The sequence below is a fragment of the Streptomyces siamensis genome (assembly GCF_039543605.1).
Lineage (GTDB): Bacteria > Actinomycetota > Actinomycetes > Streptomycetales > Streptomycetaceae > Streptomyces > Streptomyces siamensis.
In genome coordinates this window covers 504,369-517,594 of record NZ_BAABKB010000001.1, presented here as the reverse complement: position 1 = coordinate 517,594, position 13,226 = coordinate 504,369, and the positions used below count along the sequence as shown (strand labels likewise).

At 69.4% G+C, this 13,226-nt stretch carries 14 protein-coding genes; 7 read left to right on the top strand and 7 right to left on the bottom strand.

Annotated elements, in window-relative coordinates:
* The first annotated feature begins 62 nt into the window (after nucleotides 1-62).
* A complete protein-coding gene (locus ABEB03_RS02280) occupies nucleotides 63-1,601 on the top strand; it encodes a YibE/F family protein (RefSeq protein ID WP_345640276.1) in 1,539 nt (512 codons plus the stop codon).
* 63 nt (nucleotides 1,602-1,664) lie between these two features.
* Here the strand turns inward: ABEB03_RS02280 and ABEB03_RS02275 are convergent, their stop codons facing one another.
* The 4 genes from ABEB03_RS02275 to ABEB03_RS02260 form a co-directional block, all read right to left on the bottom strand.
* Entirely contained in the window at nucleotides 1,665-2,102 is a 438-nt protein-coding gene (locus ABEB03_RS02275) for an SsgA family sporulation/cell division regulator (protein WP_095935408.1), read from the bottom strand.
* A 100-nt stretch (nucleotides 2,103-2,202) separates the two neighbouring features.
* Nucleotides 2,203-3,114: an IclR family transcriptional regulator gene (locus ABEB03_RS02270; RefSeq protein ID WP_425589162.1), complete on the bottom strand. Its 912-nt coding sequence runs from the start codon at nucleotides 3,112-3,114 to the stop codon at nucleotides 2,203-2,205.
* Between the two features lie 214 nt (nucleotides 3,115-3,328).
* Nucleotides 3,329-3,541: a DUF5326 family protein gene (locus tag ABEB03_RS02265; RefSeq protein ID WP_028804065.1), complete on the bottom strand. Its 213-nt coding sequence runs from the start codon at nucleotides 3,539-3,541 to the stop codon at nucleotides 3,329-3,331.
* A 163-nt stretch (nucleotides 3,542-3,704) separates the two neighbouring features.
* Nucleotides 3,705-4,022, bottom strand: a complete 318-nt coding sequence (locus ABEB03_RS02260; RefSeq protein ID WP_028804066.1) for a cupin domain-containing protein — start codon at nucleotides 4,020-4,022, stop codon at nucleotides 3,705-3,707.
* A gap of 80 nt (nucleotides 4,023-4,102) precedes the next feature.
* Between ABEB03_RS02260 and ABEB03_RS02255 the strand changes: the two genes are divergently transcribed.
* The 5 genes from ABEB03_RS02255 to ABEB03_RS02235 all read left to right on the top strand — a co-directional run bounded on the left by ABEB03_RS02255 (nucleotide 4,103) and on the right by ABEB03_RS02235 (nucleotide 7,825).
* On the top strand, nucleotides 4,103-4,483 hold the full coding sequence (locus tag ABEB03_RS02255) for a phage holin family protein (RefSeq protein WP_345640262.1): 381 nt from the start codon (nucleotides 4,103-4,105) through the stop codon (nucleotides 4,481-4,483).
* Between the two features lie 6 nt (nucleotides 4,484-4,489).
* Complete coding sequence (locus ABEB03_RS02250) at nucleotides 4,490-4,981, top strand: low molecular weight protein-tyrosine-phosphatase (RefSeq protein ID WP_345640259.1); 492 nt, start codon at nucleotides 4,490-4,492, stop codon at nucleotides 4,979-4,981.
* Complete coding sequence (locus tag ABEB03_RS02245) at nucleotides 4,978-6,123, top strand: cystathionine gamma-lyase (protein WP_345640256.1); 1,146 nt, start codon at nucleotides 4,978-4,980, stop codon at nucleotides 6,121-6,123. Before ABEB03_RS02250 ends, ABEB03_RS02245 begins: the two co-directional genes overlap by 4 nt.
* 245 nt (nucleotides 6,124-6,368) lie before the next feature.
* A complete protein-coding gene (locus ABEB03_RS02240; RefSeq protein ID WP_345640253.1) occupies nucleotides 6,369-7,274 on the top strand; it encodes a LysR family transcriptional regulator in 906 nt (301 codons plus the stop codon).
* Between the two features lie 68 nt (nucleotides 7,275-7,342).
* The gene (locus ABEB03_RS02235; RefSeq protein ID WP_345640252.1) at nucleotides 7,343-7,825 is read left to right on the top strand and encodes an NUDIX hydrolase; all 483 of its coding nucleotides are present in this window, start codon (nucleotides 7,343-7,345) and stop codon (nucleotides 7,823-7,825) included.
* A 102-nt stretch (nucleotides 7,826-7,927) separates the two neighbouring features.
* On the opposite strand, the gene ABEB03_RS02230 is transcribed toward ABEB03_RS02235, so the two are convergent.
* Nucleotides 7,928-9,532, bottom strand: coding sequence for a globin domain-containing protein (locus tag ABEB03_RS02230; RefSeq protein ID WP_425589161.1), 1,605 nt, complete (start codon nucleotides 9,530-9,532; stop codon nucleotides 7,928-7,930).
* A gap of 715 nt (nucleotides 9,533-10,247) precedes the next feature.
* Between ABEB03_RS02230 and ABEB03_RS02225 the strand changes: the two genes are divergently transcribed.
* Nucleotides 10,248-11,114 (top strand): GNAT family N-acetyltransferase, encoded by an 867-nt coding sequence (locus ABEB03_RS02225; protein ID WP_345640615.1) that lies wholly within the window; start codon nucleotides 10,248-10,250, stop codon nucleotides 11,112-11,114.
* Between the two features lie 240 nt (nucleotides 11,115-11,354).
* Here ABEB03_RS02225 and ABEB03_RS02220 read toward each other — a convergent pair whose 3' ends face one another.
* A complete protein-coding gene (locus ABEB03_RS02220; protein ID WP_345640248.1) occupies nucleotides 11,355-11,777 on the bottom strand; it encodes a GlcG/HbpS family heme-binding protein in 423 nt (140 codons plus the stop codon).
* Between the two features lie 92 nt (nucleotides 11,778-11,869).
* Entirely contained in the window at nucleotides 11,870-13,084 is a 1,215-nt protein-coding gene (locus ABEB03_RS02215) for an MFS transporter (protein ID WP_345640246.1), read from the bottom strand.
* Nucleotides 13,085-13,226: the final 142 nt, after the last annotated feature.

Here is a 13,226-nt window from a genome sequence, read left to right as displayed (position 1 = left end):
CGCTAGCGTCATATCTGGCGCGGTGAACAGAGGGCCCCTGCCGTTCTTGCGATGATCGGTCGGTGACCACGACGCAGCAGTCCCCGTTCCCACCGTCCGAGCCGCCCCGCGGGGCAGGCTCCGGCGACGGCCACAGGCATGGCCCCGGTGGTGGCTCCGGACGCGGATCCGGCGGTGGCCGTGGACCAGGCGGCGGCCATGGCCACGGTCCCGGCAACGGGCACGGCGGCGGTCCGGGCGACGGCCACGACCACAGTCCCGGCGGAGGGCACGGACAGGGCCCCGGCGGAGGCCACGGCCACTCGCACAGTCACAGCCACGGCCCGGCCGCACCCGTCTCCCGGCACCTGCGCAAGGTCATCGCCGCGGTGCTGATCCCCTTCGCGGCGGCGGTCGTTGTGGGTCTCCTGGTGCTCTGGCCCGGTGGCGCTCCGTCCCACGAGCGGACCGGCGTCGGCTTCGACCGGCAGACACAGCAGGCGACGGTCGCCCAGGTCGACGAGGTGGACTGCAAGTCGGTGAACGCCGCGGGGCAGGCGCCGACCGGCGACAACTCCACCGCCGAGGGCTCGTCCACCCAGCAGCGGGCGAAGGGAGAGTGCAAGAAGGCCACGGTCCGGATCGACACCGGCAAGGACACGGGCCGCACGTTCACGGAGATCGTTCAGCCCGACCAGACACGGCAGTTGCACGAGGGGCAGAAGGTCGTCGTCGCGTACGAGCCGTCCGCGCCGAAGGACCTCCAGTACTCGGTCACCGACGTCAACCGGAAGTTCCCCCTGACCCTGCTCGCCGGGATCTTCGCGGTCGTCGTCGTGGTCGTGGGCCGGATGCGCGGCGTCATGGCGCTGGTCGCGCTGGCCATCAGCTTCCTGATCCTGACGTTCTTCATCCTGCCGGCGATCCTGGAGGGCTCGAACCCGCTGATCGTGGCGGTCGTCGGCTCCAGCGCCATCATGCTGATCGCCCTCTACATGTGTCACGGCCTCTCGGCCCGCACATCGGTGGCCGTCATCGGCACGCTGCTCTCGCTGGTGCTGATCGGTGTGCTCGGCTCCGCCTTCATCGGATGGGCGGCGCTGACCGGTAACACCGACGACAACACCGGCCTGATCCATGGCCTGTATCCGTCCATCGACATGAGCGGTCTGCTACTCGCGGGCGTCATCATCGGTTCGCTCGGTGTCCTCGACGACGTGACCGTCACCCAGACGTCCGCGGTCTGGGAACTGCACGAGGCGAATCCGACGATGGGCTGGCGCGGCCTGTACCGCGCGGGCATCCGCATCGGCCGTGACCACATCGCGTCGGTCGTGAACACCCTCGTCCTCGCCTACGCGGGCGCCGCACTGCCGCTGTTGCTGCTCTTCTCGATCGCGCAGAGCAGCGTGGCCACGGTGGCCAACAGCGAACTCGTCGCCGAGGAGATCGTGCGCACCCTGATCGGCTCGATCGGGCTGGTCGCCTCCGTGCCGGTGACCACGGCGCTCGCTGCCCTGGTCGTCGCCGCCGACCGCCCCGAGGCGGCGCAGAGCGTGCCTGAGCCCGCGAGGGCCCGGACGCCGGTGCGCGGCGGTGGCGGTCGCCGCCGTAAGCGCTGAAACCGTCGGCCCACCGCCCCGACGGTGAGGAAGCGTTACTCCACTTGAGGATGCGGACGTTCGTCAGCCCGCGCTCTGCTCCTCCGCCAGGATGCGGTCGAGGGCCTCGTCGAGATGCGTGTCGAAGCCGGCCAGGGCTCGCTCCTGCCCGAGCGGCACCAGCTTGTCGGTGCGGTCGAGGAACGCGACGAGCGGCGCGGCGCCGGACCGGAACAGTGCGTGGTCGCCGCCGACCTGAAGACGGATCAGGACCTCGCCGAGGGACTCCGGGTCGGCCGGCGCGATGCGCACATCACCGTCACCGCACGGGCGGCCCACACCGTCGATCAGCAATTCCCGTCCGAACGCCCAGGTCACCGGCGCATCGCCAGGCAGATGGAAGGTCAGCCGCACCGCGTACGGATCACAGGTCTCGTATCGCAGTTCCACAGGAATGCGGAAAGAGAGCTCCTCCGACACGAGGAAGCTCATCATGACCTCTGCCTGTACCGACTCGCGCATCGCCTACCCCGTCGTTTGCCGTCGCTCTGGCCAGGAATCGTCCCCCTGACACTGCTGGAATCTTGCAGAACGTGCACGACAGATCACAAGGAGTGAGTTTTCAGATACTGATAGAGATCGCGAGTGTCCCTAGCAGCCGGCCGATCTCGCTCTGCAATTGGCGCGCGGCGGGTAGCAGCCGCTCTGCCTGATGGGAAGGGAGAGAAATGGCCATCGTCGCAGCTGTGCTGCCCGCGGTGATGGGGATGGCGGCGCAGACCGTGCCCAGCGCGTACTCCTGCCGCTCGATGACCGGCTCCATGCGCCCTGTCCGCTCCAGGCGCCGCAACAGGCTGTCGTTGTCACGCACCGTGTACGGGGTGATCGACTGCACCGGATAGCGGTCGAGGTGGTCGCGGCGGGCCTTGTCGTCCAACTGGGACAGCAGACACTGGCCGATCGCGTGGGCGTGGCCGGTCTCGCGGAAGTCGGCCCACTCCTCGACGGCGGGGGTGGCCGGGCTGTCGGCGACGCAGATGACGTCGATCTCGCCGTCCCGGTAGTTCGCGTAGTAGACGGGCACACCGATCGCATCGCGCCAGTGCGCCAGTGCGTCACTCATCGTGCTGCGACGTTTCTGCTGCGCTCCACTGCTGCTCAGCCGCTCGGCCGACTCTCCGAGGAAGAACAGTCCCTTGTCCCGGCGCAGATAGCCCTCGTGGGCGAGGGTGCGCAGCAGGTGGTACGCCGTCGGCAGCGCGAGCCCGGCCTCCCGGGCCAGCTGCTTGGCGGGCGCCCCGTGCTCGCGGGACGCCACCGCCTCCAGAAGCCGCATCGCACGCTGGACCGAGCCGATCAGGGTGGTGGAGTTCGACTCCACGGGCGGGTCCTGCGCCTGCGGGAGGTGCGCGGCGCGCGTCTCGCCGGGGGTGGTCAGGGGCTGGGTCGGCGGAACACGTGACGCCGTGGGTCCGCCCGACCGCTGGACGGGGGGAGCAGGTGATTGTGCGGGTGCGGTGTCAACCGTGGCCAAGGGGCACTCCCGAAGCGCGAGGGGAACCGCCCGTGCGGGGGAACACGGGAGGGGGCTGTGCGCTGCCCGCGGGGGTCGGCCCCGCGTCGAGCTCCGGACTTTAACCGTCTGTCACCGCTCGCAGACGGCCTCACCGGGAAACTTCCCTCGGGCGAGGGAACCTGGAGTTCCCTTTCCCGGCCCACCCGTTACCCCACGCTCACCCTCTCGCGTCTCACCAGTCGCTGCGGGACGACGAGCCCGCCATGAACTTCCGCACGATGTAGATCAGTCCGCCGACCAGCGCGACGAAGATCAGCAGCTTGAAGAGCAGGCCGATGACGAATCCGACGACGCTGGCTATCAGGCCGCCGAACACGACCAGGGCGATGACCGGCACCGCGACCCACTTCACCCACCACGGCATACCGCTGAAGATCTCTCGCATCGCCCTCGTCCTTACCTCTCTTCGCCCGTCGCCCCAAGTCCGGGGCCGTGATTCCGGGTTCTCCGATGTCCTGCTTCGATGCTAGGCCGGGACAGACGCGTACAGGGGCCTCGCATCCCTTGTCCTCCCCTGACCGTTCCCCTAGGGAACCCTGAGACGGCGGTCAGCTCTCGGGCGGAGAGAACACCACCAGGACCCTCAGATCCTCGGTGATGTGGTGGAACTTGTGGGCGACGCCCGCGGGTACATAGACGACGCTGCCGCGCGCCACCTGCGTGGTCTCCAGTCCGACCGTGATCGAGGCCCGCCCGCTCACCACGAAGTACACCTCGTCCTGCTGGTGCGGCTTCTGCGGGTCGAGCTCACCCGCGTCGAGCGCGTAGAGGCCGACCGACATGTTCCGCTCACGCAGGAACTGCAAGTAGGCGCCTTCGTTGGCGGCGCGTTCCGCCTCCAGTTCGTCCAGCCGGAATGCCTTCATCGCTCTTGTCCGCTCTCGTACCCCACAAGCTGTGCGCACAGCCTGCTCGCCAGTCGATCTCTTCTGCCACGATCAGACACATGAAGAATTTCGTAGTCAAGACACTCGCCAACGCGGGGGCCCTGGCCGTCGCGGTGTGGCTGCTCGACAAGATCACCCTCACGGGGGACAGCACCGGCAAGAAGGTCGGCACGCTGCTGCTCGTCGCGCTGGTCTTCGGCGTGGTGAACTTCCTGGTCAAGCCCATCGTCCAGATCCTGACCTTCCCGCTCTTCATTCTCACGCTCGGCCTGATCACGCTCGTGGTCAATGCACTGATGCTGCTGCTCACCTCGTGGCTGGCCGACAAGCTCGACCTGAGCTTCCACGTCGAGGGCTTCTGGACCGCCGTCCTGGGCGGCCTGATCATTTCCGTCGTGTCCTGGGCGCTCAACGTCGTGCTGCCCGACGGCAAGGACTGAGTACCCATGCCCTATCGCGTCTGTTTCGTCTGCACCGGCAACATCTGCCGCTCCCCGATGGCGGAGTCCGTCTTCCGCGCCCGTGTGGAAGAAGCCGGGCTCGATCAGCTCGTCGAGGTCGACAGCGCGGGCACGGGCGGCTGGCACGAGGGCGACGGCGCCGACCCGCGGACCGTCGCCGTCCTGGAAGCGAACGGCTACGGGAGCGACCACACCGCCCGGCAGTTCCAGGCCTCGTGGTTCTCCCGCGTCGACCTCGTCGTCGCCCTCGACTCCGGCCACTTCAAGGCGCTGCGCCGGCTCGCGCCCACTCCCGAGGACGCCGACAAGGTCAGACTGCTGCGGTCGTACGACCCCGCCGCGGGCGACGATCCGGATGTCCCGGATCCGTATTACGGACGTATGGACGGCTTCGAGGAGTGTCTTGAGATGGTGGAGGCGGCGAGCGTCGGTCTGCTCGCCGCTGTACAGGAGCAAGTGGAGGGACAGGTCTCATGACCTCAGGGGATTTCGTCGCGCCGAGCGGTGACGGCACGCGCGCGGTGCGGGCCGGGCTGCCCGAGCCCGTCAAGTACGAGCCGACGCTTCCGGGACCGGTCTTCGCCGCGCACTTCCACCTGCCCGGCGATCCCACCGGCCCCTACGCCTACGGCCGTGACGAGAACCCGACCTGGACGCTCCTGGAGCGCGCCATCGGCGAGCTGGAGGCCCCCGGGCTGGACGGCGTCGAGACCCTCGCCTTCCCCTCGGGCATGGCCGCCATCTCCGCCGTCCTCTTCTCCCAGCTGCGCGCCGGGGACGTCGTGGTCCTGCCGGACGACGGCTATCAGGTGCTCCCGCTGGTGCGCGAGCAGCTGACCGCGTACGGCATCGAGGTGCGCACCGCCCCGACCGCCGGCGACGCCCAGCTGGAGGTGCTCGACGGCGCGAAGCTTCTGTGGATCGAGACGCCGTCGAACCCGGGCCTCGACGTGTGCGACGTCCGGCGGCTGGTCACGGCGGCCCACGCGCAGGGCACACTCGTCGCCGTCGACAACACCCTGGCCACTCCGCTCGGACAGCGCCCGCTGGAGCTCGGCGCGGACTTCTCGGTCGCGAGCGGCACCAAGATGCTCACCGGGCACGGCGACATCCTGCTGGGGTACGTCACCGCCCGCGACAGCGCGCTGATGGTCCCGGTGAAGCGCTGGCGGAAGATCGTCGGCGCGATCCCCGGCCCCATGGAGGCCTGGCTCGCGCACCGCTCGCTCGCCACCCTCCAGCTGCGCGCCGACCGGCAGACCTCCAGCGCCCTGATCGTCGCCGAGGCCCTGCGGGAGCGGCCCGAGGTGTCGGGGCTGCGCTATCCCGGTCTGCCCGACGACCCCTCGCACAAGATCGCCGCTCAGCAGATGCGGCGGTTCGGATGTGTGGTGTCCTTCACGCTGCCCACGCGCGAGCGTGCCGACGGTTTTCTCGACGCGCTGCGTCTGGTGGACGACGCGACGAGCTTCGGCGGCGTCCGGTCCACGGCGGAACGGCGGGGGCGCTGGGGCGGGGACGCGGTGCCGGAAGGCTTCGTCCGCCTCTCCGTCGGTGCGGAGGACCCCGAGGACTTGGTGGCGGACCTGCTGCGGGCACTCGACGAGTCCGCGGAGTGAAGGCCTTCTGAGCGACCGCTGAGCCGGGGCGTCGTGCGCAGCCGCGGGATCGGTGCTCCCCTACGCACGACGGACGGTCCGAGCCTCCCCCCTCGTGGCTCGGACCGTCCCGGTTCTGCGCGCGAAGAACCGCGCGACCAAGGCTAGTTGACTCTGTGTCAGTGTCCAATCACAGTAGCGACAGCGACCTATCGACTTATTTATAGTTAGGGCTCGCGCGGGGGTGCTGGGAGGGGAGGGGCACCATGGATTTGGCCTTGCTGCGCACGTTCGTGACGGTGCACCGGGCCGGTTCCTTCACCCGCGCCGCCGCGTTGCTCGGGCTCTCCCAGCCTGCCGTCACCTCGCAGATACGCACGCTGGAGCGGCAGTTGGGGCGGCCGCTGTTCCTGCGCCAGGCCCGTGGGGTGACCCCCACGACCATCGGCGACGAGCTGGCCCACAAGGCGGCACCGCACCTCGACGCCCTCGTGGAGATCACCGAGACCGGCCTCGACGAGGACTCGTCCTTGCGCACTCTCCATCTCGCCGGGCCGCCTGAGTTCACCGCGGAGCGGGCGCTGCCCGCGCTCACCGAGCTGATCGGCGACGACGGCCAGGGCCTGGCGCTGCGCGCCTCCTTCGGCAACGCCGAGGAGACCCTGGAAGGGCTTGCTGCCGGACATCATGATTTGGCCATCACGACGGCCCGCCCACGCGGCGCTCTGCTGACCGCGACTCCGCTCTGCGACGAAGAACACGTCCTGGTCGCCGCTCCGCGCTGGATGGCCCGCGTGGGGCCCGGGAAGCTGCGCCGCAAGGGCGCTCACGCGCTGGAGGACCTCCCCATCGTCGAGGTGCACGAGTCGCTGCCCCTGGTCGCCCGCTACTGGGCCTCCGTCTTCGACTCCCGCCCCGCCGCCTCCGGCACCGTTGTCGTTCCGGACCTGCGTGCCGTCCTGGCCTGTGTGGCCGCGGGCGCCGGCCTCGCCGTCCTGCCTCGGTATCTGTGCACCGAGGCGCTGGAGCGCGGCGACGTCGTGGCGCTGCTCGACCCGGCCGTGCCGCCGCTGCGCACCTACTTTCTCGTGGTGCGCACGGGCACGCTGGCCATGCCGCACATCGTCCGGGCGCACGAATGGCTGCTGCGGGCCGCTGCCGGCTGGGCCTGACGGCTCGTCGCGGCAGTTCGGGGGCGTCGCGATGTTTCACGTGGAACCAGCCGGGCCACATTTCTCCCATGACCGTCCGACCCGTGGTCAAGCGCACCGCCCGCGCCATCCTGCTCGATGGTGACGACCTGATCCTGATCAAGCGCACCAAGCCCGGCGTCGATCCCTACTGGCTCACACCGGGCGGCGGGGTCGAACCGGAGGACACGACCGTCGTCGACGCCCTCCACCGCGAGGTGCACGAGGAGCTCGGCGCCAAGGTCACCGATGTAGTGCCCTGCTTCGTCGACACCGTCGAGCACATCGGCGACGACGGCGGCGCGACCGGCGTCAAGGTGCAGCATTTCTTCGTCTGCCGCCTGGAGTCCATGGACCTGTCTCAGAGACACGGTCCTGAGGTGGACGAGCCGATCGGAGAGTACGAGATCGTCCGCGTGCCGTTCACGCGGGTCGGCATCGCCTCCGTCCACCTCGTGCCGCTGTCCCTGCGGCACTATCTCGACGGGAACATCGAGGGCGTACGGGCGATGCACGCGCCCGATCTGGGCTGACCGTCGCGGTCCCGCCCGATCTGGGCCGACCGTCGCGGTCCGGAGGACCGTCGAACCGTCCTGACCGGGAGACGGATCCACACCGTCCCGGCCGAGACGTGATCAGTCTCCGGCCGTCACGAGTTCCTCCACCGAGTCGTGACGGATGCGGTCCGACGGGATGCCGATGTCCCTCAGCGCGTCCACACCGCTGCGGATCATCCCGGGAGGGCCCGAGAGATACGCGTCGTACTCGTTCCACGGCCCGTATTCACGGACGACGTCCGGCAGCTGAAGGTGGGCCTGCTGGTCGACGACCGGCCGTACGGCAAGCCAGGGGTGGCTCTGCTGAAGCCGCAGCATCGTGTCGATGTCGTACAGGTCGTGGTCGGTGCGTGCGCCGTAGAACACCTCGACCGGGCGCCGCTCACCGTGCTCGGCGACATCCTCGACCAGGGCCTTGATCGGCGCGATGCCCGTGCCGCCGCCCAGACAGAGCAGACCGCTGTCGGTGGTGTGGTCGACGGTCATCGAACCGGCGGGCGGGCCGAGCCGGATGATGTCGCCGGGCCGGGCGCGGTGCACCAAGGCGTTGGACACCCACCCCGCCGGAACCGCCTTCACATGGAACGACAGCAGACCGTCGGAGCGGGGAGCCGAGGCGAAGGAGTAGTGGCGCCAGATCCGCGGCCACCACGGCGTCTCCAAGCTCGTGTACTGGCCGGCGAGGAACGGATAGGGCTGGTCGGGGCGGACGGTGACGACCGCGACGTCCGGGGTCCGCAGATCGTGCGAGACCACCTCGGCGTACCACCAGGCCGGCGCGAGCAGTTCGTCCGCTGCCGCCGCGTCGATCATGACCTGGGAGATCGTCGTGTACGCACGCACCCAAGCCGCCTCCGTCTCGGCGTCCCAGCTCCCAGAGGCATACCTGCTGAGCGAGCCGATCAGGCACTCGCCGACGGCCGGGTAGTGCTCCGGTCTGGTGCCGTACTTGCGGTGTCCACGGCCGAGGTTCTGCAGATACGCCACGAGGACTTCGGTGTTGTCGATGTGCTCGGCGGCGGTCAGCAGGGCCCTGAGAAGCCGGTCTCGCTGCGTGTCCATCGCGGCGGGGAACAGCTGGCGCAGCTCCGGGTGGCGCACGAACAGCAGCGCGTAGAAGTAGGAGGTGACCTTGTCGGCCACCGGGCCGACCTCCGCCATGGTCCGGCGGATCAGCACGGCGTCGGGCGGTATCGGGGAGGGCGTCCGTTCGGGCCCTCGCGGGGCAGGGACGGATTCCGGCTGCGGGGTGCCGTATGCGGGCCGGGGAGAGCCGTACGCGGGCTGCGGGGCCCCTGACACGGGTTGTGCGGCTCCGCCGGCGGGCTCCGGCTCGGGACGCCCGGGCGCGTACGGCGCCCCTTGGTAGGAAGTCTGCGGTGCCGCGCCACCGGGTGCCTGTGACGCGTGGGCTGCAGCGCCACGGGGAGCCTGCACCGACGGGGATATTCGTTCCTGCGCGGCCGGCGTCGTGGGCGGCGTCCGTCGGTCCGCTTCCTGGGCGGGCTCGTCCTGCGGAGTGGTGGGCCGGCCGACGGGGCGCATCGCTGCGAGCCGACGGCCGTCGGATGCCCCCTGATCACCGTCGGCAGGCGCCGGTTCCTGGCGCGGTGTGAACCAACCGCCCCCGCCGTTGCCGCCGGAAGTGCCCTTGTCGGCCGACGCCGTGGTCGGAGCGTCCATGGTGTGCCTCGCCTCGAACATCTTTCGATCGGTCTGCGCACCTCCGCGGTCGGAAGATGCCTACTTTCCCCCGCAGACGGCTTGCCCTCTTTTCCGATTCAGTCCCCGTCGGCCAATGCGGCCACATTGAACCCGCGTTCCCGTCACGTACGGACAAGTAAGGAGGGAATGTGACATTGGCCGCACTGGCCTCACCGCAGCATGCCACGCCGCGTCAACGCCCGGTCGCACAACGGAAAATGCGGGTCTTCGATCTCTCCGTCCCGTTAGGCTGCATTGGCCTGCGTTCAGCCCCTGAGGACGCACTTACGTCTCGGCGGGGGTGAACCGGAGTCGACCATACCGGCAGGCGCCCCAGGCACAAGCCCTCTCTGCTCTCCCCGTGAACAGCCCGGGGGCGATCCATCGATGTCGCTCAATTGCCGTGCAGGGCAGCCCAATTCACAGGCATTCGCAAGCGTCCGACAGATCACCCCGGACCTCCCCGAACCCTTCACATGGCCACTTCGTGATCTCCACCTTGGATGCGATGTCGGCAATTTCCGCCGGTTCCGCCGATTCGGCAAACAGCGGCACTGGAATGCCCCTGTCCGCGTTGTTTCACGTGAAACATCTATCCGCGTGCCGCGCGGCTGTGTATGTCGTGGCCAAAAGCACGTACATCCGGCCGCAAACCGGTGGACGTCAGGGCTGCAGGTCGGACAGCCTGACCTGCGTGTCGACACCTTTCCTCGCCGATCTGCCCGTCCGCCGCCTGACGCCTCGCGATCTCACCGCCTGTGCCGACCTGTCCGAGAACCGGGGGTGGCCGCGCGAGGAACACAAGTGGGGTCTCCTGCTCGCGGCGGGAACCGGCTACGGAATCGACGACCCGGACGGCGGCCTCGTCACCGCGTGCGTCGTGACCGAGTACGGCCCGCGGGAGCGACCTGAACTGGGCGCGATCGGCATGGTGCTCGTCGCCGAGCGTCATGCCCGCAAGGGTGTCGGACGTCGACTCATGCACCATGTCGTCACCGAGATGGGCACCACGCCACTGACCCTGCACGCCACCCCGTACGGCCGGCCGCTCTACGAGGAGTTGGGCTTCAAGGTCACCGGCCGCGCCGAGATGGTCCGTGGAGTCTTCACTCCAGACGGACTGGCGCCCGACGCCTTCACGCGTGCGGCCACCGCCGAGGATCTCTCCACGATTCTCCGGCTCGACGAGGAGGTCTTCGGCACCGATCGCACGCCCATGATCACGCGACTGCCGGCCTTCTCCGATCAGTTGCGCGTCGCCGAGGAGGGCGGCCGGATCATCGGATACGGCGCGGCCTGGCCCAACATGGACAACCACGTGGTCGGCCCGCTGATCGCTCGCGACACGGAGACGGCGAAGGCCCTCATCGCCTCGCTCGCCGCCCACACCGACCGTCCGCTGCGTACCGATATCGACGTGCGGCACGAAGAGCTGCTGTCGTGGGTGAAAGAGCACGGCCTGGCGTCCGTCGCCTTCAACGCGGTCATGACCTACGGAATCCCGGAGCTGCCCGGGGACTGGACGCGACGGTTCGCGCCCCTGACGGTGGCCGCCGGGTAGCAGGACCGGGTGGGGTGCCTGGCGTCAGGAGCGGATGCCGGGCCATGACCGTGGACCGGCCGGCCGAGCGCTCCTCAGCATGCGCAGATGGAAGTGCCGGCCCCACCAGACGGTGGGGCCGGCACTTCCTTGCCGATGCCTGCCGGAGCCGAACGGCCCGCGTCGGACAGGGCTTGGGCCGGAGCGTGGCGTGCCTCGCTCGGAGCGGACCTCGGCCGGGGCTTCGCCGGTCGGGTCGTGTCAGACGAGCGTCTCGACCGCTGCGGAGGCGAAACCGTGGTCCTGGTCCGGCATGCCGCCACCGACCCCGATCGCGCCGATCAGCCGTCCGTCCCGGTGGACCGGGACACCACCCGCGATGAACAGCAGGGGACGATCGAGTGCGGTCGGCAGAGTGTGGAAGAGGCCTCCGGGCTGAACCGCGTCGACGAGGTCGGCGGTGGCGGAGTTCAACTGGAGCGCCGTGTAGGCCTTGCGGGTGCTGGTCTCACCGGAGATCAGCACGGCCTGGTCGTCACGTCGGAAGGCGAGCAGGTGACCGCCCGCGTCGAGGACGGTGACGCTGACTCGGACACCAGCCGCCTCGGCTGCGTGGCGGGCCGCGGTGACGAGAACCTCGGCGTCCTCGATGGTCAGCGGGGCGACGGCAGTGGTGGTGCTCATGAGGGGTCTTCTCCTTCTCGGGGGTGTTGCGGGGTGGTGCTGAGCCGGCGGGAGCGGGGACGGCCCTGGCCTCGCTCCCTGATCGGCTCGGCTCAGTGGTGGACGGCGGCCCGCTGCTCGGCGGGCGCGGCGCCGGCGACGACGGCGCCGGCGCCGGGCGTCTCCGTGCGGCGCTCCAACGCGGCCGAGACGACGGCGAGGACGAGGGCGCTCGCGGCAAGGACGGCGCCGACCCAGTTGGGAGCGGTGTAGCCGAGGCCGGCCGCGATGACGAGGCCGCCGAGCCACGCCGAGAGGGCGTTGCCGAGGTTGAAGGCGCCGATGTTCACGGCCGAGGCGAGCGTGGGGGCGCCGTATGCCTGGTCGAGGACGCGCTTCTGCAGCGGCGGCACGGTGGCGAAGCCCAGTGCTCCGATCAGAGCGATCGTGACGGCCGCGAGGATCTTGTTGTGCGCGGTGACGGTGAACAGGGCGAGCACGATCGCGAGACCGCCCAGGGAGACGTAGAGCATCGGCATCAGCGAGCGGTCGGCGAACCTGCCGCCGATCAGGTTCCCGCCGACCATGCCGAGGCCGAACAGGACCAGCAGCCAGGTGACGGAGCCGTCGGCGAAGCCCGCGACATGCGTCATCATCGGCGCGATGTACGTGATGGCCGCGAAGACGCCGCCGAAGCCGAGCACGGTCATCGCCATCGCCAGCAGGACCTGGACGTTCTTGAAGGCGGCCAGCTCGTGCCGCAGGTGCACGCCCTCCGGCTTGGGCAGCTCGGGAACCAGCTTGGCGATGCCCAGCAGCCCGATCACACCGAGCGCCGCTACGCCCGCGAAGGTGACGCGCCAGCCCGCCGACTGCCCGATCAGTGTGCCCAGCGGGACACCGACGACATTGGCGACGGTGAGACCGCTGAACATCATGGCGATCGCGCCGGCCTTCTTCTCCGGCGCGACCAGCTCGGCGGCCACCACGGAGCCGATGCCGAAGAAGGCGCCGTGAGCGAGGGAGGCGATCACTCGTCCCACCAGCATCAGTCCGAAAGCGGGCGCGACGGCGGAGAGCAGGTTGCCGATCACGAACAGCCCCATGAGCAGCATCAGCATCCGCTTACGGGACACCCGTGTGCCGAGCGCGGTCATGATCGGGGCTCCGATCACCACGCCGAGGGCGTATCCGGTCACCAGCAGACCGGCTGTGGGGATGGAGACACCGAAGTCACCCGCGACCTCGGGCAGTACGCCCATGATCACGAACTCGGTCGTCCCGATTCCGAAGGCCCCGATCGCGAGGGCCAGGAGCGCGAGAGGCATGGTGGGGTACACCTTCCCAAAAGATTGCAGGAGCGCTTTGCGTGCGTTCACAATAGTTGCAGACGCGGGCTATGTGCAACCGCGGGATATTTCGATTGTGGTCTATCCTGGGCTTCAGCCGCTCCGGGACGGAGGAAAACGC